Source organism: gamma proteobacterium SS-5 (genome assembly GCA_009497875.2).
Taxonomy (GTDB): domain Bacteria; phylum Pseudomonadota; class Gammaproteobacteria; order Chromatiales; family Chromatiaceae; genus Magnetovirga; species Magnetovirga frankeli.
The window spans coordinates 2,875,637-2,895,796 of sequence record CP032508.2 but is presented as its reverse complement, the minus strand read 5'-3'; the positions used below and the strand labels follow the sequence as shown (position 1 = coordinate 2,895,796).

Sequence of the window (20,160 nt, the reverse complement as noted above, 5' to 3'; positions counted from 1 at the left end):
CCTAGAGATAATAGAACAACAGGTAAGTGGCCAGGATGATGGCAACCCAGAGCACCATGCTACCACTGGGCCAGGCGCGGGCCAGCAGGCCCTGTGGCCCCTGCTGGCGCAGCAGTTGCGGACCTAAGCGTTGCCATGGGTTGGAAATCAGCTGGATCAGACCGCGGTAGGCCGGAACCAGATAGCGACCGAGCAGACCCAGGCTGGCGGGGACCAAGCGGCGGTAGAACCATTCCGCATCCAGATTCACCGAGGGCAGCTCCGGTGGATAGTAGCCGCGCAGGTTGAGCCAGACAAAGGCCAGGGCGGAGAAGAACAGCAACTGGGTCTGGGTCAGTATATGGGTGGCGTCGAAGGGATTGTAGCCGGTATCAAACGGCAGAATGCTGTACAGGGTCCAGGGATAGACGCCGATGAACATGGAGATGGCCGCCGCCAGCGCCATGGCCAGCAGCATGTTCAGGGGCGGATCACTGGTGCGGATACCGCTGTCGTGGGCGAAGAAGGCGAAGTAGGGGATCTTGATCCCGGCGTGATGGAACACCCCGGCGGCGGAGAAGAGCAGCAGCAGCCAGCTGATGTGATAGCCCTCCTGCAGTGCCGCGCTCATCACCATGGACTTGCTGACAAAGCCACTGAACAGGGGGAAGGCGGAGATCGAGGCTGCGCCGATGATGCACAGGATGGTGGTCTTGGGCATGGTCTTGTACAGGCCGCCAAGGGCCGAGCCATTGATGGTGCCGGTCATCTGCAGCACCGCGCCCATGCTCATGAACAGCAGCCCCTTGAACAGGATGTCGTTGAAGGCGTGGGACACCGCCCCATTGAGCGCCAGGGCGGTGCCTATGCCTATGCCCACCACCATGAAGCCGATCTGGTTGATCATGCTGTAGGCCAGCACCCGGCGCAGGTCGTTCTCGATCACGGCAAAGAAGATCGGGAAACAGGCCATGGTGACGCCGATATAGACCAACAATTCGGTACCGGGATAGCCCCGTGCCAGGGCATAGACCGCCACCTTGGTGGTGAAGGCGCTGAGGAACACGGTGCCGGTGGGGGTGGCCTCGGGGTAGGCATCGGTCAACCAGTTGTGCAGCAGGGGGAAGGCGCACTTGATGCCAAAGGCGAGGAAAATCAGCCAGCCGGACAGGCCGCCAAGGCCAATGAAATCAAAGGCCAGGCTGCCGCTGTTGCGGTAATGCAGCAGGGCGCCGCCGAGCAGGAGCACACCGGAGAGCACCTGGATGATCAGATAACGCTGGCCGGCACGGAAGGAGCGCTCGCTACGCCGCGCCCAGATCAGAAATACCGAACTCAGGGCCAGCAGTTCCCAGAAAATGAACAGGGTCAGCAGGTCACCGGCAAACACCGCGCCTATGGCGCTGCCGGCATAGAGCAAGGCACTGACCTGCTGCAGGCTATCCTTGACATGCAGCGCATAGAGCACGCCAATGAAACCGGCGATGTGAAAGATATAGCCAAACACCAGGCTGAGCTGATCGACCCGGTAGGGCATCAGCTCCATGCCCATGAACAGCATCTGGCTCTGCGTCCCAAGCGGGGTCAACCACAACAGATAGCCACCGATCAGGGGTGTGGCCAGCACCAGGGCCGAGCGCAGGGGGCCGCGCAGCAGCCCGGCCAGCAGGGCACCAATCAGAAAGGGGATGAAGGGATGCAAGGCGCTCATCTAGTGTGGACCCTGTTGCGTTTCCGTGTCATCCGGCAGCGGGCCTGGCCCCTGCTCCCGGCGCAGATAATAGTCCTCGGGCCGCATCAGAAAGCGGCGCATGCCCTTGGCGATCAGCACCAGCAGTACGCAACCGACAAAGCCATAGAGGGCATAGAAGGCGGGGATCTTCTCCCAGTCATGCAGCACGTGGCGGTGGATGACAAAATCCAGCGCCACCAGCAGTCCGCAGGCGACATAGAGCCCGCGCAGCAGGCGTTTGACGTTGGCGGGCTTATCGAACAGATAAACCTGGGTGTCCGGTTGAGTCGCCATGGCTAACCTCCAAGTATCCCGCTGGCCAGTCGATAGAACGGCTGCGGATAGAAAAACAGCGCCAGACTGGCCGAGGCACTCAGGCCGATGGCGATGAGCATGGGCAGGGGTGCCTCCTGTCGGGCCTGCGGCTGCCACACCGGCCGACCGTCGTTGGGGAAGAAGGCGCGATAAGGAATCGGCAGCAGATAGGCGATATTCAACAGGGAGCTGAACATGAGCGCGGCCATCAGCGCCAGCTGACCGGCATCCAGGGCGCCCAGCACCAAAAACCACTTGCTCCAGGCACCGCCGCTGGGGGGCAGGCCGATGATGCTCACCGCGCCGATGAAAAAGGCCGCCAGGGTCAGGGGCATCTGGCGGCCGATGCCGCGCATGTCGCTGATCTCGGTCTTGTGCAGGGCGATGTAGATGGCCCCAGCACAGAAGAACAGGGTGATCTTGCCAAAGGCATGGGCGGCGATGTGCATGGCCCCGCCAATCAACCCCGACTGGGTGGCGAGCAGGGCACCGATGCTGATGTAGCCCAGTTGGCCGATGGTGGAATAGGCCAGTCGCGCCTTGAGGTTGTCCTTAGTCAGGGCCACCAGGGAGGCCAGCACCACGCTGATGCCGGCCAGATAGAGCAGCCAGTCGGTGGCGGGGAGATCCTTGAGCAGGTCCAGGCCAAAGATGAAGGCTGCCACCTTGAGCAGGCTGAAGGCCCCGGCCTTGACCACGGCCACGGCGTGGAGCAGGGCGCTGACCGGGGTCGGTGCCACCATGGCCGCTGGCAGCCAGCGGTGGAAGGGCATGATCGCCGCCTTGCCGATACCGAACACAAACAGTGCCAGCAGCAGGCTGCCAAGCCAAGGTTCCAGCTGGCCTTGAAAGATGCCGCCGGGGCTGAAGTCCAGACGGCCCGCGTGCAGCCAGGTGGCGATGATGGCCAGCAGCAGGAAGCCGATGGAGGTGGTCATCAGTATACCCAGATAGACCCGCCCGCCCCGCTTCGCCCTGTCTGTGCCGGCATGGGTCACCAGGGGATAGGTGGACAGGGTCAGGACTTCATAAAAGATAAACAGGCTGAACAGGTTGTCGCTGAAGGCCAGGCCCATGGTGGCACCTATGGCGATGGCGAAGCAGATATAAAAGCGGGTCTGATGGGCCTCGTCGTGGGCGCGCATGTAGCCGATGGCATAGAGGCTGGTGACCGGCCAGAGGGCGCTGGCCACCAGGGCAAACAGCAGGCTCAGGGCCTCCAGTTGGAAGCTGAGGCTCAGGCCGGGCATGACCTCCAGCCAGTGCAGTTGCAACCGCTGGCCATCCAGATGGGCCTGATAGAGGCCAAACACCAGCAGGAACAGGCCAATCCCGCTCAGCAGGGTGACCGCCTCGCGCAGATTAGGCCAGCGGCGCAGGGACAGCAGCAGAGGGGCCGCCAGCCAGGGCAGCAGCAGGGCCAGGTTCAAGCCCAGCTCAAGGTTCAGGCCCAGGCTCATGGCACCACCGGGGTAAAGAGTTCAATGGAGGCCAGACTGGCCAGGCTCACCGTCAGGTCCGTGTCCAGGCCAAAATAGACATTGGCGATGACCAACAGCCAGGTGGGCAGCAGGATCATCAGTGGGGCCTCCTTGACCGGGGGATTGCCGCCATCGGCCGGGGCCGGGCTGAAATAGGCCATCTCAACGATACGCCAGAGATAGACCAGGGCCAGCAGGGAGCCGAGCATCACCAGAAAGGCCAGAGGCCACCAGCCCCGTTCCAGGATCGCCAGCACCAGATACCACTTGCTGACAAAGCCTACCGTGAGCGGCACCCCCACCAGGCTCAGGCCGCCGATGACAATGGCGGCCAGGGTCAGGGGCATTTGCCGTCCCAGGCCCTGGAAAGATTTCAGCTCCACCGTGCTGAGGCGGTAAAACACCCCAGCCAAGGCCAGAAACAAGGCACCCTTCATCAGGGCGTGATTGAACAGGTGCAGCAGGCTGGCGGTGAGTCCGGTGGTGTTGGCCAGGCCTATGCCCAGCACCATGTAGCCGATCTGCGCCACGCTGGAGTAGGCGAACAGGCGCTTGACGTTGCTCTGGGCGATGGCCAGCACCGAGGCCACCAGGATGCCGACCACCCCCAGCACCAACAGCATCTCGTGTACCGGCAGGGAGTCGAAGGCGAAGTCCAGGCCAAAGATGGTGAAAACGAAGCGGATCAGTACATAGATGGCCACCTTGGTCGCGGTGGCGGCAAGCAATGCGGTGACGATGGACGGCGCATAGGCATAGGCGTTGGGCAGCCACAGGTGCATGGGGAACAGGGCCAGCTTGAGGCAGACCCCGACCACGAAAAAAGCCGTGGCGGTAAGCACGGTGGCGCTGTTCTGCACCGCCGGCAGGCGCAGGGCCAAATCGTGCATGTTCAGGGTGCCGGTCATCATATACAGCAGGCCGATGCCAATGAGGATGAATGTAGCGCCAATGGTGCCCATGATCAGGTATTGATAGGAGGCCCAGAGCGCTCGCCGATCCCGCCCCATGGCGATCAGCGTATAGGTGGACAGGGCGGAGATCTCCAGAAAGACGAACACATTGAAGGCGTCGCCGGTGGCGACAATGCCCAGCAGGCCCGCCATGCAGAGCAGATAGAGGCTGTAGAAGTAGGGCTGCTTGTCCTCATCGATCTCGCGCCGGATGCTGGTATCCGCGGCAAGCAGGACGACAAAGCCGATCAGGGACACCAGCAGCAGGACAAAGGCATTGAGCCGGTCGATGCGGTATTCGATGCCGATGGGCGCGGCCCAACCGCCCAGGGCATAGATCAGGGTGCCCTGCTCCAGCACCTGGGCAAGCAGGGAGAGGGAGATGAACAGCCCCGCGCCGCTGGCAATCAGGGCAAACAGCCAGGCCAGCCGCGAGGGGCGCAGCAGCAGGGCCAGGGGCGCGGCCAGCAGGGGCACGATCACCTGCAATACGGGCAAATGCTGCATCATGGTGCCTGACCCTCATCGCGTTCCTGGGCCTGGATATCCTCCTCCTCAATGCTGCCGTAGGCCTCGCGCAGGCGTACCACCAGGGCCAGGCCCAGGGCGGTGGTGGCTATGCCGACCACGATGGCGGTAAGGATCAGCACATGGGGCAGGGGGTTGGAGTAGATCTGTACCTTGTCGCTGAGGATGGGGGCGCTGCCGCCAATCACCTTGCCCATGCTGATGTAGAGGATAAACACAGAGGTCTGGAAGATGCTCAGGCCAAGCAGTTTCTTGATCAGGTTGGAGTGGGTGATGACGATGTAAAAGCCGATCATCATCAACACGATGACTATCCAATAGTTGTAATGCAGCAGGGCGCTCATTGGGCAAGGCCCATGGTGTGCGCAGCGGCAACCTGGAGTATGACGTATTCCTTGGCCGCTGCGGGACTCGGGATTCGGGACTCGGCAGTTGTCACGGATGTTTCAGAGTAGCTCATTGGCGTTGACTCGCATCGCCATCACGGCCGCGGCGGTCCACCCGAGCGGAGAAGGTGAAAAAAATGATCAGCATCACCGATGTCACGGTAATGCCCACGCCCAGCTCCACCAGCAGTATGCCCCAGTGCTGGCCGTGCTGGGGGGTGTCGCCGAGGATGCTGTAGTCGAGAAAATGCTTGCCCGAGAGCAGGGATACCAGGCCGACGCTGCCGTAGAGCAGCACGCCGAGGGCGGCGAGCAGGCGCACGGCGGCATCGGGAAAGGCGCGGCGGGCGATATCCACGCCGAAGATCATGGCGTAGAGGATGATGGCGGCGGCGAAGATCACTCCGGCCTGAAAGCCGCCGCCGGGGCCGTAGTCGCCGTGGAACTGCACATAGAGGGCGAACAGCAGTATGGGCGGGATCAGCAGCTTGCTCAGCACGCGCAGGATCTTCTGATGGTGCATGGGGGCGACCAGGCTTTGCAACTGGCCGTCGGTCTTGCGCTTGGGCCTGAAGCCGATCAGGGCCAGTACGCCGATGCCGGCGGTAAAGATCACCACCGTCTCGCCAAAGGTATCAAAGCCCCGATAGCTGGCCAGCACTGAGGTGACCACGTTGGGGATGCCGATCTCCGCCATCGACTGGTGCAGATAATGGGGTGCCAGGTGGTCCTGGATGGGGGAGTGGGCATCGCCGAAGTTGGGCGTGTCCAGGGTGCCGAAATAGAGCAGCACGCCGGTGATACTGACCACCAGCAACCCCAGCGCCTGCTGGCTGCGACGCGGCTTGCGCTCGTATTGGCCGGTGAGGGTCATGCAGGAGAGCATCAGCAGGGTGGCTATGCCCGCGCCCACCGCCGCCTCGGTGAAGGCCACGTCCACCGCGTCCATAAGCACGAAAAAACTGGCCGAGAGCAGGCTGTAGATGCCGGTGAGCATGATGGAGGCAAACAAATCCTTGGTACCGTTGATGGCCAGGGCGGTAATCACCAGCAGGCTGAGCAGTACCACATCGACCAGGATCTCCATCAGTCTTTGCCTCCATCGGCCTTGAGTTGTTCCCCCAGCAGGGGCCTGAGGCCGCCGTGAATGGCCGACTTGGCCAGGGCGTGAGAGGCGGTGGGGCTGGTCAGGCCGATGAATGCCAGGATCAGCAGCAGTTTCACCGCTACCAGCCAGTCCTCTACCTGAAACAGCAGGCCGAGCAGGATCAGCCCGGCACCCAGGGTATCCATCACCCCGGCGGCGTGCATACGGCTGAAGAAATCGGGAAAGCGCAAAAGCCCCAGGCCACCGGAGAAGACGCAAAAGCCACCGGCCATCAAAGCCAGCCAGCTGAGCAGGTCGAGAATGTCCGCAAGCCAGGTCATCAGGGGCTGTCATCCGTGCAGGTGGGTTCGCTATTGCGCGGCAATTGCCCCTGGTTGTACTCGAAATAACGCAATAGGCCGATGATGGCGATGAAGTTGATCAGGGCATAGACCAGGGCGATGTCGAGAAACTCCGGCCGTCCCATGAGAAAGCCCAGTACGGCGATCAGCAGCACCGTCTTGGTGCCGAACATGTTCACCGCCAGGATGCGGTCGTACAGGGTGGGTCCGAAAAAGGCGCGGATCAGCACCAGTAGCATGGTCAGCAGGATGGCAAGGGTGACGGCGATGAACATCAGCGCTCCAGGGCCCCGACGCGGCGGCTCATCTCCCCCTCGCGCAGGGCGTCCAGCCCGGCCGGGGTCAGGGCATGGACGCGGATGCGGTTATCATCCAGGTCGATGGTGACGGTGCCCGGCGTCAGGGTGATGGAGTTGGCGTAGATCACCCGGCCCAGGTCGGTCTTCTGTCGCACCGGCAGGCAGGCCACCGCCGGGTAGATGCTGCCGGTGCCCAGCCAGATACATTTGATAACATCCAGGTTAGATAGCACCACCTCCTTCAACAGCCAGGCCCAGTAGGGGGGCTATGGCCAGGCCGAAGTGCAGCGGCAGGGTCTCGTGATCGAGCAGGTCCATGCGCAGGTTGAGCAGCACCACCAGCAGCACGGAAAAGGCACCCAGGGCAAGCAACAGTGGGTTGTAGTGACCGGACAATACCAGCCACAGCAGCGCCAGCACCAAGGCCAGGCCAAACAGATGCGGCAGGCGCTGCAAGCCCCAGGGACGGAGGCCGGTGGAGGGAGGCGGATTAGGCTTCACGGGCGATGGAATCCTGCTGCCGGGTAAGGTTAAAGCGACAAAGTCTAGCAGAAGCATCTGAGGTTGCGTAGCGGGGGTGATTAAAATTGCAGCGGGATTAAAATGCCCGAGTTGCCAGGCACACCAGACAGAGGACAGAGGACAGAGGCGCTTCGCGCCAGTTTCACTTAATCTGTCGCGCAGCGACGCAAAAATCTGTCTTCCGTCTTCTGTCCCCTGTCTTCTGGCCAGGGCTTCCCGCTTCCGGGATAATGCTTGGCCAACTAACCATAACAGGGGTGAAACCATGGCAGAAAAGATGCTCGATAGTGGGCTGAAATACGAAGACCTGATCGAAGGTGAGGGTGAGCAGGCCCAATCCGGCCAGCGCGTGACGGTGCACTACACCGGCTGGCTGGAGGACGGCAGCAAGTTCGACTCCTCGCTGGATCGCAACGACCCCTTCAGCTTCAAGCTCGGTGCCGGTCAGGTGATCCGCGGTTGGGACCTGGGGGTGGAGAAGATGCGCGTCGGCGGCAAGCGCAAGCTGATCATCCCGCCCCAGCTGGGCTATGGCGCCCGCGGTGCCGGTGGCGTGATCCCGGCCAACGCCAGCCTGATCTTTGAAGTGGAACTGCTGGGCCTGCAATGAACTGCCCCCTGCCCCCTGCCGAGCGCATCGCCGAGGATGTGGCCCGCGCCCTGGCCGAGGACCTGGGTGCGGGTGATCTCACCGCCGGCCTGATCCCGGCCGAGCGCCAGTCCCAGGTGGAGGTGATCAGCCGCCAGAGCGCGGTGGTCTGCGGTCAGGCCTGGTTCGAGCAGGCCTTTTGGCAGATCGACCCGCAGATTCAGATCCACTGGCAGCTGGCGGATGGCCAGCCCGCCCAGCCCGATCAGCTGCTCTGCCGCCTGCAGGGCAACACCCGTGCCCTGCTCAGCGGCGAGCGCACGGCGCTGAATTTTCTGCAGACCCTCTCCGCCACCGCCAGCCAGGTGGCCAGCTATGTGCGGCGGCTGGAGGGTTGCAACAGCCGCGTGCTGGACACGCGCAAGACCCTGCCCGGCCTGCGTCGGGCGCAGAAATACGCGGTCTGCTGCGGTGGTGGCAGCAACCACCGCTTTGGCCTCTACGATGCGGTGCTGATTAAGGAGAACCATATCCTTGCTGCCGGCTCCATTGCCGCCGCCCTGCACGCCGCCCAGGCCCAGGTGGCGGCGGGCACCGAGATCGAAATCGAGGTGGAGAGCCTGGATGAGCTGCAGCAGGCCCTGGACGCCGGCGCCCGCCGGGTGCTGCTGGATAACTTCAGCCTGGAGCAGCTGCGCCGGGCGGTGGTGCTGAATAATGAGTGTGGTGCCAAGCGCGCCCGGCTGGAGGCCTCGGGCAACGTCAGCCTGGAGGGCATCCGCGCTATCGCCGAGACCGGGGTGGACGATATCTCCATCGGTGCCCTGACCAAGGACGTCAAGGCGGTGGATCTATCGATGCGCTTTGTGGCTTAGATCAGTTGCCAGCCGTCAGCGGCCAGGGCTGCCCACTCCATGCTCGCTGGAGCGAAGCGGGAGGTCCGGGGCGAGGGGCGTGGAGATAGCCGGGTTGATGAAGGCGGTAAGCCGACGTCGGCGCATGGGCCTGATGCAGGGGTGAGGGGGGCGAGGTGAACCGCCGGAACAGGATTTGAGGATGGGCGAAGCGCTGGCCTGTCAGGCCACTTCGTCGAGGAACATGCCGAGCATGCGGTTTTGCGTGGAAAAGGCCTTGGTGGAGGCCTGCACGTTGCTGCTGTTCTCTTGCAGCCCCACCAGGGTGCGGGTCAGATCCTCCCGCGCTGGGGCCTCAGCGGCACTGACAGCGGTGGCGCTGGCGATCTTGGCGGCATCGCGGTTCATGTTATCGAAACCGCGCTGTATGCCAAGCAGGGCCGAGTTGTTGACTGCACCTATATTCATAATCTGTACTCCATGGACTCATCATAGGCAGGCGGGAAGGCCATGGCAAATAGCTTGCCGTTATTTTTCACCGTTTTGTGAACCAGCGCACAAAAACCGGGCGCAGCCGAGTATGCCCAGGTTGTCCGAGTCGATCAGATACAGGGGTATGTCGCCTAGTAGATGCCCCATGGAGGGTTTGTTGTCAAAGCTTGCCGGGGTCAGTCGCATCAGCCAGGAGCGGGGCAGGGCCGGGACTATGCCACCGGCGATATAGACGCCATTGAGCGCCATGGAGGTGAGCGCCAGGTTGGCCGCCTCCCGTCCCAGCAGGCGCAGGAAGCGCTCTATGGCCTGCTGCGCGGCGGCCTCGCCCTGAACCGCCAGCTCGGCTACGTCCTCACCGCTTTTGCAACAGCTGCTGTCATTCGACAGCAGGCGATACAGGGAGACAATGCCTCGGCCGGACAGCAGATCACCCCAACGCGCCTGGCCGTATTGCTCCCGCAGGAGTTCCGCCAGCCGCCACTCCAGCCCGTCGCTGGGGGCAAAGTCGCAATGTCCTCCCTCGGTGGGGAAGGGCCGGTGTCGTTGGCCATCCCAGTAGATTATGGCCTCGCCCAGATCGGAACCGGGGGCGAGGATGCAGCGATTGCCGGGCCGACCCGGGCGCTGGGGGGTCAGCGCCAGCAGTTGGTCGCGATCCAGCTCGGCGATACCCCAGCCCTGGGCCTCCAGGTCATTGAGCAGGCGACAGGGCAGGCCGCTGGCCTGTTCAATCTCGGCCTCGCAGACCTGCCAGGGCAGCAGGGTAACGCGGCAGCAGCCGTCGGTGACCGGGCCGGGCAGGGCCAGGGCGATGGCGGTGAAGGCAAAGGGCAGCCCTCGCCGTGCCGCCGCGACCAGATCGGCCACGCTGGCATGGGCCGCGCTGGACAGCTTAAGCCGTTGCACGACCTCCAATCGGTCGGCGCAGACGGCCACGACCGCAAAGCGGGCATGGGTGGCGCCGATGTCGGCGCAGAGAAGATGTTGGCGCATGGTTCTCCAGGGTTCGGGCTTCGGTGAGCAAGGTTCTTGTCCTATTATACCGCCGCGCTGTGGCTGGGTGCCCATTCTGATCCGGCAAGCCCGAGATCCGTCCGTCGTAAATCCCGCCCGCCAGGGCCGCCGAACCTCAACAGGCCCACAGATGAATCCATACCCCATAAACCCATACAATCTGCGGCGCAGGACATGATCCAGTCAGGATTTGCCCCACGCCTGCTGGCCTGGTATGCCCGGCACGGGCGCAGGGATCTGCCCTGGCAGCAGGACCCGACCCCCTACCGGGTTTGGGTGTCGGAGATCATGCTGCAGCAGACTCAGGTGCGCACCGTCATCCCCTATTTCCGGCGCTTTTGCCAGCGTTTTGCCGATCTGCCCGACTTGGCGCAGGCGGATCAGGACGAGGTGCTGCACCTATGGACCGGACTGGGTTATTACGCCCGGGCACGCAATCTGCACCAAGCGGCCGGCAGGGTTCTTGCCGAACACGGCGGCCGGGTGCCGCAGCAGCTGGAACCGCTCATGGCCTTGCCGGGCATAGGTCGCTCCACCGCCGGAGCCATACTCTCCCTGGCCCTGGGCCAGTGTCAGCCGATTCTGGATGGCAACGTCAAGCGGGTACTGGCGCGCTGCTTTGCCATCGCGGGCCATCCCAGCCAGGCGGCGGTACAGCGCCAGCTGTGGCAACTGGCCGAGCAGTTGTTGCCGGAGCAGGGTTGTGGCCCCTACAACCAGGCCCTGATGGACCTGGGTGCCAGCCTGTGCAGCCGCAGCAAGCCCGATTGCGCGCCCTGTCCGCTGAGTGGCATCTGCAGCGCCCGGCTGCAAGGCCGCACCGCCGAGTTTCCCGGTCGCCGCCCCAGCAAGGCCCTGCCACAACGGGCCTGCCGCCTGCTGATCCTGCGCGACGAGCAGGATCGGGTGCTGCTGCACAGACGTCCGCCCAGCGGCATCTGGGGTGGTCTGTGGAGTCTGCCGGAATGTCCGCTGGATGAGGATATCGCCGTCTGGGCGGGGCGCAGATTCGGCGTCAAGCTGGAGTCTGTGGAGCAGCTTGCCGTTGTGGAGCACAGCTTCAGCCATTTCCAGCTGCAGATGCACCCCTGCCAAACCCGAATCACTGGCGGGACATTGGCGGTGATGGAGACGGAACTGATCTGGTATAACCTGGGCCAACCGGAGAAAATCGGCCTGGCCGCGCCGGTGGCCAGGCTGCTGGCTCGGTTGCAGGCCCAGTTGCAAACCAGCGGCTGAGCGCAGCAACAATCCCCATCCTCAACAGGAGCAGATTCCATGGCAAGAATGGTTCAATGCGTTAAACTCAAGAAGGAGGCCGAAGGGCTGGATCGACCCACCTATCCGGGCGATCTGGGCAAGCGGGTGTTCGACAACGTCAGCAAGCAGGCCTGGCAGGATTGGCTCAAGCACCAGACCATACTGATCAACGAAAACCGCCTCAGCCCCATGGACCCCAAGGCACGCAAATACCTGGAAGAGCAGATGGAAAATTTCTTCTTTGGTGATGGCGCAGAGATGCCGAAACAGTTTGTAGCCATGCCCAAATAATAAATGAACCCATACCCATGATCTAAACAGAACGACCACCATGGAGATTGCAGCCGCATCCAGCGCCATGTCCTACACCGCCTTTCCCCCGATGGGCATGGGAAGTGGGCCGGTGCGTGCTGAGAAGCAGCAAACCCAGGCACAAAAGGAACTCAGTGAAGAGGAACAAAGGCAGGTCGAGGAACTCAAACGGCGGGATGCCGAGGTCCGTGCCCACGAGGCGGCGCACATGGCGGCCGGTTCCGGTTTGGTACGGGGCGGTGCCAGCTATGAGTACGAACAAGGGCCGGATGGCAAGAGGTATGCCGTAGGCGGCGAGGTCAGCATCGATACCTCGCCGGTACGGGGTGACCCCGAGGCCACCCTGGCCAAGGCGCAGAAGATTCGCAACGCCGCACTGGCCCCGGCGGACCCCTCCTCCCAGGATCGCAGTGTAGCCGCCCAGGCCAGTCAGATGGCCGCCGAGGCCCGTATGGAGATGGCCAAGCAGCGTCAGGAAGGGGGCGATCTGGCCCCCGCCAACATGGGCTTGGCGGCATCTGGCAACAAGGCCGATATCTACAGCAGCATCCAAAACGACCGCGACGCTCGCCCTGCCCTGTTGGATATGTTCCTCTAACCGGGCATGGTCCTGAACACCGTCCTGAGCCTGTCGAGGGGGCCGAGCCGGTATCCCGCTTCGCCACACCAATGCCCATAACTTTACGCTCAAGCATTAAATATTCAAGTTATGGAATGAATGCAATGAAAGTATTTACATACTCTGAAGCTCGTCAAAACCTATCAAAGGTACTGGCTTTTGCTCAATTAGAAGAAGTAGAAATAAAAAGAAAAGACGGCACTGTTTTTTCTCTTAGATCAAAAGAAAAAAAATCATTATCTCCATTCCAGATAGCAGGAATAAAAACAAAGGCAAGCACACAAAATATACTCGATGCAATTGAAAGCAGCAGAATGGACCAGCATGAGTAAATGCTCCAGCCGAAGTAGGCCTCGCGCCAATGCATCAGCAAACGCCTTAAGTTGACGCCATTTTCTGCACACCTGCACCGGGCGATGCGTTCGGGTTAGAATCTGGCCCCGAATTTCACAGTGACCAAGAGCATGATCCAAGACCAGCAACCCCCCGCAGACCCCTTCCTGTTCGACATCGAAGAGCTCCACCGCATCGCTGCCGAGAATGAGATCCGCGGCGGGTTGGATGCCTTCAAGAACGACTGCGTCACCCGCGGCTGGCTGGGGGAGGAGGGCAGCCTGCATGGCCAGGTGGAGGATCCGGACAGCGCCAAGGACCTAAGCCTGTGCCTGAGCTACGACAGCCAGGGCAATCTGCACTGCGACTGCGATTGTAGCCCTGATCGCCCTGGCAGCGTGGCGGAGCAGGGCATCTGTCGCCACGGCATTGCCCTGTTGCTCGATTACGCTGCCGCCCAGCAAGCGGAGGCGCCCTTGCTGGATGCGGCGCAAAAGGCGGTGGCCGAGCGCATCCAAAGTGCCCAGACCGAGGTGCGGGTGGAACCTCTGTCGGCGGAGCGGGGTCAGGGTGCCTGGCGCGCCTGGTCGGTGAATCATGACAGTAGCTTTCAGCGGCGCTACCGGGTGCACATTCGCTCCCTCAATAAGCGGGTGAACTTCTGCACCTGCCCGGATTTTGAGGTCAATCAGCTGGGCACCTGCAAGCACATCGAGGCGGTGTTGCAGCGCCTGCAAAAGCAGGCCGAGTATGCCCAATGGGCGCTTCTCCCGGCGGCACGGCCCTTCATCTATCTGGACTGGAGCGCGCCCCAGCCGCCGCAGGTGCGGCTGCATCGGACCAGCTCCCTGGCGGGGGAGCTTGGCAACCTGCTCAACGGCTATTTCGATGATGCCGGTCTGTTTCGCTTGCGCCTGCCAGACGATTTTCTGCGCCTGGCCGACCTGCTCGACGGTCTGGAGGCGATCGATCTGGGCGAGGACGCCCTAGCCTACGCCCGCCGCCTGGCGCAGCAACAGGCCCAGCGCCAGCGCGCCGAGACCATCCAGCAGCAGATTCGCGTCGGCGGTGGCCGCATCCCCGGCATTCGCGCCCAGTTCTATCCCTATCAGATCGAAGGCATCGCCTTTCTCGCCGCCAAGGGCCGCGCCCTGCTGGCGGACGACATGGGCCTGGGCAAGACCCTGCAGGCCATAGCCGCCGCCCTTTGGCTGCGCCAGAACGCCGGGGTGGAGCGGGTGCTGGTGGTCTGCCCGGCCTCGCTCAAGCATCAGTGGGCGCGGGAGATCGAGCGCTTCAGCGATGCTACTGTGGCGGTGATCCAGGGCAACGCCGAGCAGCGCGGCGTGCAGTATCGCCAGGGGCCGGGTTTCTACATCGCCAACTACGAGCTGATCCTGCGCGATGCCAGCCACATCAACCTGCAGCTGCTGCCGGACCTGGTCATCCTCGACGAGGCCCAGCGCATCAAGAACTGGCGCACCAAGATCGCCACAGCGGTGAAGCAAATTCGCAGCCGCTACGCCTTCGTCCTCAGCGGCACGCCGCTGGAAAACCGCCTGGAAGACCTCTACAGCCTGATGCAGGTGGTCGATCCCCATGTGCTGGGGCCACTGTGGCGCTATTTGCTCGATTTTCACATCAGCGACGAGCGCGGCAAGGTGATCGGCTACCGTAATCTCTCCGAGCTGCGCCGCCGCCTGCAGGGGGTGATGCTGCGCCGCGACCGCCGCCTGGTGCGCGACCAGCTGCCGGAGCGCATCGACCAGCGCATCGATATCGAACTCACCGAAACCCAGTGGGAGCTGCACAACGCCGCTCTGGCCAATGCCGGCAATCTGGCGCGTATCGCCCAGCGTCGGCCCCTCACGCCGAGCGAGAAAAACCGCCTGATGGCTGCCCTGCAGGCAGCACGCATGGCCTGCAACGCCGCCGGGTTGGTGGACAAGGAGACCAAGGGCTCGCCCAAGCTCGATGAGCTGGACGACCTGCTGGAGCAGTTCTGCCTGCAATCCGGCCTCAAGCTGGTGATCTTCTCCCAATGGGAGCGCATGACCCAGATGGTGCAGGAGCGTGTCAGCGCCAAGGGCCTGGGCCATGTGCGCCTGCACGGCGGCGTGGCCACCGCCAAGCGCGGTGAACTGCTGGAGCGCTTTCGCGACGACCCCGCCTGCCAGGTGTTCATCACCACCGATGCCGGAGCCACCGGGCTGAATCTGCAGAGCGCCAGCGTGCTGATCAACCTCGACGTGCCCTGGAACCCGGCGGTGCTGGAGCAGCGCAACGCCCGCATCCACCGCCTTGGCCAGACCAGCAAGGTGCTCATCGTCAATATGGTCGCCGCCGGTGCCTACGAGGAATCCGTACTCGGCATCCTCCAGGGCAAGCGCGACCTGTTCGATAACGTGGTGGAAGACGACGCCAGCGAGGACGTGGTTGGCGTCTCGGAAAAGCTCCTCGCCTCACTGCTGCAAAGCCTCGATCCGGATGGGTCGCCGAGGGAGCGCGAGCCGGGGCATGTCCACCCTGCCAAGGAGGCAACGGAGGCCGAACCCAGCAAACTTTCCAGCAACGGTTTGCAGGATGAGCGGCTATATCAGCGCTACGGCGACGAGCTGGCGGCAGCGGTGCGCGAGCAGATCATCGCCCTGCAGCAAGGCTTCGGTGCGCGCATCGAGCAGATTCTGGGCCTCAGCAGCAGGGCCAAGGCGGCCAATGGCGAGATTCAGGCTGGGACCAATAGCACAACCAGCGGCGGTCTCATGCTGGTGCTGGATCGGGTAGAGGATGCCGACGAGGACCAGCTCGCTGGCCTGCCAGGACGCCTGCCGGTGGCGCTCATCGACCGGCGCACCTTCACCAGCCTCCAGCGTCTGGGCGAGGCCGCCCCCACCGCCCAGGCCGAACCTTTGTTTATCCCAGAGCCCGCGGCAACCCAGGCAAACCCGCTGCAGCAACAGGCGGCGGAAAAGCTCAAGGCCGCGCGCCTGCTGCTGCAGCAAGACTGCCCCAGCGCCGCTGCCGAGCTGCTGCGCAGCGCCGCCCTGGCCGCCGCCGCCCAACTGGCTGGAGACAAGATCGCCCCCAGCGCGGAGCAGGCCAACCTCTGGCTCTACGCCGAAATCATCCCCAACGCCAGATTGCCCCAGGAGCAGATCAGTCAACTGAGCCGCATCCTCGCCCTCAGCCAAAGCGGTCAAGCCCTGCCCGATGCCCTGCTGCAGGAGATACTGGCCGACACCCAAGCCCTGGTGGAAAGGGACGCCTGATTACCCCTGTATCTCAGCCATGACTCGGCCATTGTCTCGGCTGGGCTGGCGGTGCACGTCCTGGGCTGGGAGGCCGACTTTGCCGTGCGGCATGGGGCGGCCACGGGCCGCCCTATTCGATTGGCTGAGCTTTGTGGGTAATCAGCAAGGGACCTTGCCCCTTTGGGCTAACAGGGGCAGCGCGTAATTGCGATCCCCCTCGATTTGGCTTAGCCTCTCACCCCTTCCGCCAGCCATCATCTGTCTTTCATGCCCAATTAGCCCATGCCCAGCCAGCCCATTTCCAGTCAGACCGCCAAGCCGAAAACCGCCCCCCTCCTTGCCCCGCCCCTGCCGCAGCAGGCGGGTGAGCGCCTGCAATGGGGCGGTCTGCCCGGCGCCTCTGCCGCCCTGGCGCTGGCGGAGCTGGTGCAGGCCCACCCGGGTCCGGTGCTTATCGCCGCGGCGGATATGCAGAGCGCCGCCGAGTTGCAGCTGGGGCTGGAGTTCTTTCTCGGCCATGACGGGCCTGAGGTGCTGGCCTTTCCGGACTGGGAAACCCTGGCCTACGATGTCTTCTCGCCCCTGCCGGAGATCATCTCCCAGCGCCTGAGCCTGCTTGCGCGCCTGCCGAGCCTGGAGCGCGGTGCCCTGATCGTGCCGGTGAGCACCCTGATGCAGCGCCTGTGCCCGCCGAGCTTTCTCCATGGCCGGGTGTTTGATCTCAAGGTCGGCGACCGCCTGGAGCTGGAGCAGGTGCGCCGTCAGCTGACCCATGCCGGCTACAGCAGCGTGTCCCAGGTGGTGGCCCACGGCGAGTTTGCCGTGCGCGGCTCGCTGTTTGATCTCTTCCCCATGGGCGCGGCGCAGCCCTACCGCATCGACCTGTTTGATGACGAGATCGACAGCATCCGCCTGTTCGACCCGGACAGCCAGCGCTCCGGCGCCAAGACCGAGCAGATTCGCTTGTTCCCGGCGCGCGAGTTCCCCACCGACCCGGACAGCCTGTCCGCCTTCCGTCAGGCCTGGCGCGCCCAGATCAACGGCGACCCCCTGGCCAGCCCCATCTATCAAGGGATCAGCGAGGGCCTGCTGCCCGGCGGCATCGAGAACTATCTGCCGCTGTTCTTCGATCCGCTGGTCAGCCTGTTCGATTATTTGAGCGAGAACCGGGTCTGCGTCAGCTTCGCCAACAGCCGCCAGCTGGCAGAGCAGTTCCAGCAGGATCTGGCCCTGCGTTACGAGCAGCTGCGCCACGACATCCAGCGGCCGCTGCTGCCGCCGGAGCGGCTCTATCTGAGCCCGGATGAGCTGGTCAGCCAGCTCAAGCGCCGCAGCCTGGTGGAGATCGACCCCAAGGCCATCGAAGCACCGCGCAAGGGCTTCAAGGCGGCGCAGAATCTCAACATCCGCCCCCTGCCGCCGCTGGGCTTCAACGCCCGTGCTGCGCGCCCGGCCGGGCTGCTGCAGGATTTTCTGGCTAATGATCCGGGCCGCGTGCTGTTTCTCGCCGAAAGTCCAGGCCGGCGCGAGCAACTGCTGGCCAGCCTGCGGGATTTCGCCATCAACCCCCACAGCTACAGCAGCTGGGCCGAGTTCAGCGTCGATGACCGCCCGCTGGGCATCTGCGTGGCGCCGCTGGAGCAAGGCTTCAGGCTGGAACAGCCGAGCCTGAGCCTGATCACCGAATCCCAGCTGCTCGGCCAGCGGGTGCGGCAGAACCGGCGCAAGCGCAAGAGCGACAGCGACCCCGAGCTGGTGGTGCGCAACCTCACCGAGCTGAACATCGGCGCGCCGGTGGTGCACGAGGAGCACGGCGTCGGCCGCTATCTCGGCCTGCAGACCCTCAACGTCGGCGGCCAGACCAGCGAATTTCTCACCCTGGAATATGCCAAGGGCGACAAGCTCTATGTGCCGGTCTCGGCGCTGAACCTGATCAGCCGCTACACCGGCGTCTCGCCGGACAACGCGCCGCTGCACCGCCTCGGCAGCGGCCAGTGGGACAAGGCGCGGCGCAAGGCGATGGAGAAGGCCCGGGATGTGGCCGCTGAGCTTTTGGATATTTATGCCCGCCGCGAGGCCCATCAGGGCCACGCCTTCACCCCGCCGGGCGCCGAGTATGCCGCCTTTGCCGCCGCCTTCGAGTTCGAGGAAACACCCGACCAGCAATCCGCCATCGATGCCGTGATCGCTGACATGACCGCGCCCCAGCCCATGGACCGGGTGGTCTGCGGCGATGTCGGCTTCGGCAAGACCGAGGTGGCGATGCGCGCTGCCTTCATGGCCGCTCAGGGCGGGCGTCAGGTGGCCATACTTGCCCCCACGACCCTGCTGGTGCAGCAGCATTTCGATAACCTCTCCGACCGCTTTGCCGACTGGCCGATGCGCATCGAGAACCTGTCGCGCTTTCGCAGCGCCAAGGAGCAAAAGGTGGCGCTGGCCGGTCTGGCCGATGGCACCGTGGACATAGTCGTCGGCACCCATAAGTTGCTTAACAGCGAGATCAAATTCAAGCAGCTGGGGCTGGTGATCATCGACGAGGAACACCGCTTTGGCGTGCGCCACAAGGAGCGGCTGAAGTCCCTGCGCAGCAACGTCGATATGCTCACTCTGACGGCGACGCCGATTCCGCGCACCCTCAACATGGCCATGTCCGGCCTGCGCGATCTGTCCATCATCGCCACCCCACCGGCGGCACGCCACCCGATCAAGACCTTCGTCAGCGAGTGGAACGACGGCCTGATCCGCGAGGCCTGCCAGCGCGAACTCAAACGCGGCGGCCAGATCTACTTCCTGCACAACGAGGTCGAAAGCATCGCCCGCATGGCCGAGCGCCTGGGCGAGCTGGTGCCGGGCGCGCGCATCGCCTTCGCCCATGGCCAGATGCGCGAGAGCGAGCTGGAGCAGATCATGCGCGACTTCTACCACCAGCGCTTCAACCTGCTGGTGAGCACCACCATCATCGAAAGCGGCATCGACGTACCCAGCGCCAACACCATCATCATCCACCGCGCCGACAAGCTTGGCCTGGCCCAGCTGCACCAGCTGCGCGGCCGGGTTGGCCGCTCCCACCACCGCGCCTACGCCTATCTGCTCACGCCGCCGCCGAAGACCCTCACCGAGGATGCGCGCAAGCGTCTGGAGGCGATCGAATCCCTCGAGGAACTGGGCGCCGGCTTCACCCTGGCCACCCACGATCTGGAGATTCGCGGTGCCGGCGAACTGCTCGGTGACGACCAGAGCGGCCAGATTCAGGAGATCGGTTTCAGCCTCTACACCGACCTGCTGGAGCGGGCGGTGCGGGCACTCAAGTCCGGCCAGCAGCCGGAGCTGGCGATGAGTCTGGAACCAGCCACCGAGGTCGATCTGGGCCTGCCCGCCCTGCTGCCGGAGGACTATCTGCCGGATGTGCACATGCGTCTGGTGCAGTACAAGCGCATTGCCGGCGCCAAGGACGAGGCGGCGTTGAAGGAGCTTCAGGTGGAAATGATCGACCGCTTCGGCCTGCTGCCGCAGCCGGCCAAGACCCTGTTCGCCGTCACCCGCCTGCGCCTGCGCGCCGAGGCCCTGGGCCTGAAGAAGCTGGAGGCCAGCGCCAAGGGCGGGCGCATCCTGTTCACGCCAAAGCCGCAAATCGACCCGGCCAGGCTGATCCAGCTGATCCAGACCCGGCCGCAGGAATACAAGCTCGACGGCCCGGACAAGCTGCGCTTTTTCCTCGACCTGGAAGACCCGGAAAGCCGCGCCGAGCGGTTCAATGCCGTGCTGGATGGGCTGATCTGAGCTTGACGA

18 protein-coding genes and 1 pseudogene are annotated in these 20,160 nt (G+C 63.7%); 8 read left to right on the top strand and 11 right to left on the bottom strand.

All coding sequences use genetic code 11. The features are described 5' to 3' along the window. Position 1: 1 nt before the first annotated feature. From D5125_01435 to D5125_01395, 9 genes and pseudogenes are all read right to left on the bottom strand, one after another. Positions 2–1,690 (bottom strand): Na(+)/H(+) antiporter subunit D, encoded by a 1,689-nt coding sequence (locus D5125_01435; GenBank protein ID QFY88244.1) that lies wholly within the window; start codon positions 1,688–1,690, stop codon positions 2–4. Next, positions 1,691–2,005 (bottom strand): hypothetical protein, encoded by a 315-nt coding sequence (locus tag D5125_01430; protein ID QFY88243.1) that lies wholly within the window; start codon positions 2,003–2,005, stop codon positions 1,691–1,693. 2 nt (positions 2,006–2,007) lie between these two features. Continuing rightward, entirely contained in the window at positions 2,008–3,486 is a 1,479-nt protein-coding gene (locus D5125_01425; protein QFY88242.1) for a monovalent cation/H+ antiporter subunit D family protein, read from the bottom strand. Beyond that, positions 3,483–4,970, bottom strand: a complete 1,488-nt coding sequence (locus D5125_01420) for a monovalent cation/H+ antiporter subunit D family protein (protein ID QFY88241.1) — start codon at positions 4,968–4,970, stop codon at positions 3,483–3,485. The genes D5125_01425 and D5125_01420 overlap by 4 nt, the downstream gene beginning before the upstream one ends. Continuing rightward, positions 4,967–5,332, bottom strand: coding sequence for a cation:proton antiporter subunit C (locus D5125_01415; GenBank protein ID QFY88240.1), 366 nt, complete (start codon positions 5,330–5,332; stop codon positions 4,967–4,969). Before D5125_01415 ends, D5125_01420 begins: the two co-directional genes overlap by 4 nt. A gap of 112 nt (positions 5,333–5,444) precedes the next feature. Further along, positions 5,445–6,461: a Na(+)/H(+) antiporter subunit B gene (locus D5125_01410; GenBank protein ID QFY88239.1), complete on the bottom strand. Its 1,017-nt coding sequence runs from the start codon at positions 6,459–6,461 to the stop codon at positions 5,445–5,447. Further along, on the bottom strand, positions 6,461–6,802 hold the full coding sequence (locus D5125_01405) for a monovalent cation/H(+) antiporter subunit G (protein ID QFY88238.1): 342 nt from the start codon (positions 6,800–6,802) through the stop codon (positions 6,461–6,463). The genes D5125_01410 and D5125_01405 overlap by 1 nt, the downstream gene beginning before the upstream one ends. Then, positions 6,802–7,098 carry a pH regulation protein F gene (locus D5125_01400; GenBank protein ID QFY88237.1) on the bottom strand — a complete coding sequence of 99 codons (297 nt, stop codon included), beginning with the start codon at positions 7,096–7,098 and terminating at the stop codon, positions 6,802–6,804. The genes D5125_01405 and D5125_01400 overlap by 1 nt, the downstream gene beginning before the upstream one ends. After that, positions 7,098–7,680: pseudogene (locus D5125_01395) on the bottom strand (Na+/H+ antiporter subunit E). The gene D5125_01400 and the pseudogene D5125_01395 overlap by 1 nt, the downstream one beginning before the upstream one ends. Positions 7,681–7,909: 229 nt before the next feature. On the opposite strand from D5125_01395, the gene D5125_01390 reads away from it, so the two are divergent. Further along, positions 7,910–8,254 (top strand): FKBP-type peptidyl-prolyl cis-trans isomerase, encoded by a 345-nt coding sequence (locus D5125_01390; protein QFY88236.1) that lies wholly within the window; start codon positions 7,910–7,912, stop codon positions 8,252–8,254. Beyond that, entirely contained in the window at positions 8,251–9,108 is an 858-nt protein-coding gene (nadC, locus tag D5125_01385; GenBank protein QFY88235.1) for a carboxylating nicotinate-nucleotide diphosphorylase, read from the top strand. The genes D5125_01390 and nadC overlap by 4 nt, the downstream gene beginning before the upstream one ends. Before the next feature lie 201 nt (positions 9,109–9,309). Here the strand turns inward: nadC and D5125_01380 are convergent, their stop codons facing one another. Both D5125_01380 and D5125_01375 read right to left on the bottom strand, forming a co-directional pair. Next, the gene (locus D5125_01380; protein ID QFY88234.1) at positions 9,310–9,555 is read right to left on the bottom strand and encodes a hypothetical protein; all 246 of its coding nucleotides are present in this window, start codon (positions 9,553–9,555) and stop codon (positions 9,310–9,312) included. A gap of 60 nt (positions 9,556–9,615) precedes the next feature. Next, positions 9,616–10,575, bottom strand: a complete 960-nt coding sequence (locus D5125_01375; protein QFY88233.2) for a glucokinase — start codon at positions 10,573–10,575, stop codon at positions 9,616–9,618. 195 nt (positions 10,576–10,770) lie between these two features. Between D5125_01375 and mutY the strand changes: the two genes are divergently transcribed. From mutY to mfd, 6 genes are all read left to right on the top strand, one after another. Then, entirely contained in the window at positions 10,771–11,835 is a 1,065-nt protein-coding gene (mutY, locus tag D5125_01370) for an A/G-specific adenine glycosylase (GenBank protein QFY88232.1), read from the top strand. 39 nt (positions 11,836–11,874) lie between these two features. Continuing rightward, positions 11,875–12,147: an oxidative damage protection protein gene (locus tag D5125_01365; protein ID QFY88231.1), complete on the top strand. Its 273-nt coding sequence runs from the start codon at positions 11,875–11,877 to the stop codon at positions 12,145–12,147. A gap of 40 nt (positions 12,148–12,187) precedes the next feature. Further along, entirely contained in the window at positions 12,188–12,766 is a 579-nt protein-coding gene (locus D5125_01360; GenBank protein ID QFY88230.1) for a hypothetical protein, read from the top strand. 125 nt (positions 12,767–12,891) lie between these two features. Beyond that, positions 12,892–13,119 carry a prevent-host-death protein gene (locus tag D5125_01355; protein ID QFY88229.1) on the top strand — a complete coding sequence of 76 codons (228 nt, stop codon included), beginning with the start codon at positions 12,892–12,894 and terminating at the stop codon, positions 13,117–13,119. 132 nt (positions 13,120–13,251) lie between these two features. Continuing rightward, on the top strand, positions 13,252–16,389 hold the full coding sequence (locus D5125_01350) for a DEAD/DEAH box helicase (GenBank protein ID QFY88228.1): 3,138 nt from the start codon (positions 13,252–13,254) through the stop codon (positions 16,387–16,389). 264 nt (positions 16,390–16,653) lie between these two features. Further along, positions 16,654–20,151, top strand: coding sequence for a transcription-repair coupling factor (mfd, locus tag D5125_01345; protein ID QFY88227.1), 3,498 nt, complete (start codon positions 16,654–16,656; stop codon positions 20,149–20,151). The last annotated feature ends 9 nt before the right edge of the window (positions 20,152–20,160 follow it).

Excerpts from the sequence above, each read along its gene's own strand:
- D5125_01435 (QFY88244.1), bottom strand. The coding sequence starts at position 1,690 with ATGAGCGCCTTGCATCCCTTCATCCCCTTTCTGATTGGTGCCCTGCTG.
- D5125_01430 (QFY88243.1), bottom strand. The coding sequence starts at position 2,005 with ATGGCGACTCAACCGGACACCCAGGTTTATCTGTTCGATAAGCCCGCC.
- D5125_01425 (QFY88242.1), bottom strand. The coding sequence starts at position 3,486 with ATGAGCCTGGGCCTGAACCTTGAGCTGGGCTTGAACCTGGCCCTGCTG.
- D5125_01420 (QFY88241.1), bottom strand. The coding sequence starts at position 4,970 with ATGATGCAGCATTTGCCCGTATTGCAGGTGATCGTGCCCCTGCTGGCC.
- D5125_01415 (QFY88240.1), bottom strand. The coding sequence starts at position 5,332 with ATGAGCGCCCTGCTGCATTACAACTATTGGATAGTCATCGTGTTGATG.
- D5125_01410 (QFY88239.1), bottom strand. The coding sequence starts at position 6,461 with ATGGAGATCCTGGTCGATGTGGTACTGCTCAGCCTGCTGGTGATTACC.
- D5125_01405 (QFY88238.1), bottom strand. The coding sequence starts at position 6,802 with ATGACCTGGCTTGCGGACATTCTCGACCTGCTCAGCTGGCTGGCTTTG.
- D5125_01400 (QFY88237.1), bottom strand. The coding sequence starts at position 7,098 with ATGTTCATCGCCGTCACCCTTGCCATCCTGCTGACCATGCTACTGGTG.
- D5125_01390 (QFY88236.1), top strand. The coding sequence starts at position 7,910 with ATGGCAGAAAAGATGCTCGATAGTGGGCTGAAATACGAAGACCTGATC.
- nadC (QFY88235.1), top strand. The coding sequence starts at position 8,251 with ATGAACTGCCCCCTGCCCCCTGCCGAGCGCATCGCCGAGGATGTGGCC.
- D5125_01380 (QFY88234.1), bottom strand. The coding sequence starts at position 9,555 with ATGAATATAGGTGCAGTCAACAACTCGGCCCTGCTTGGCATACAGCGC.
- D5125_01375 (QFY88233.2), bottom strand. The coding sequence starts at position 10,575 with ATGCGCCAACATCTTCTCTGCGCCGACATCGGCGCCACCCATGCCCGC.
- mutY (QFY88232.1), top strand. The coding sequence starts at position 10,771 with ATGATCCAGTCAGGATTTGCCCCACGCCTGCTGGCCTGGTATGCCCGG.
- D5125_01365 (QFY88231.1), top strand. The coding sequence starts at position 11,875 with ATGGCAAGAATGGTTCAATGCGTTAAACTCAAGAAGGAGGCCGAAGGG.
- D5125_01360 (QFY88230.1), top strand. The coding sequence starts at position 12,188 with ATGGAGATTGCAGCCGCATCCAGCGCCATGTCCTACACCGCCTTTCCC.
- D5125_01355 (QFY88229.1), top strand. The coding sequence starts at position 12,892 with ATGAAAGTATTTACATACTCTGAAGCTCGTCAAAACCTATCAAAGGTA.
- D5125_01350 (QFY88228.1), top strand. The coding sequence starts at position 13,252 with ATGATCCAAGACCAGCAACCCCCCGCAGACCCCTTCCTGTTCGACATC.
- mfd (QFY88227.1), top strand. The coding sequence starts at position 16,654 with ATGCCCAGCCAGCCCATTTCCAGTCAGACCGCCAAGCCGAAAACCGCC.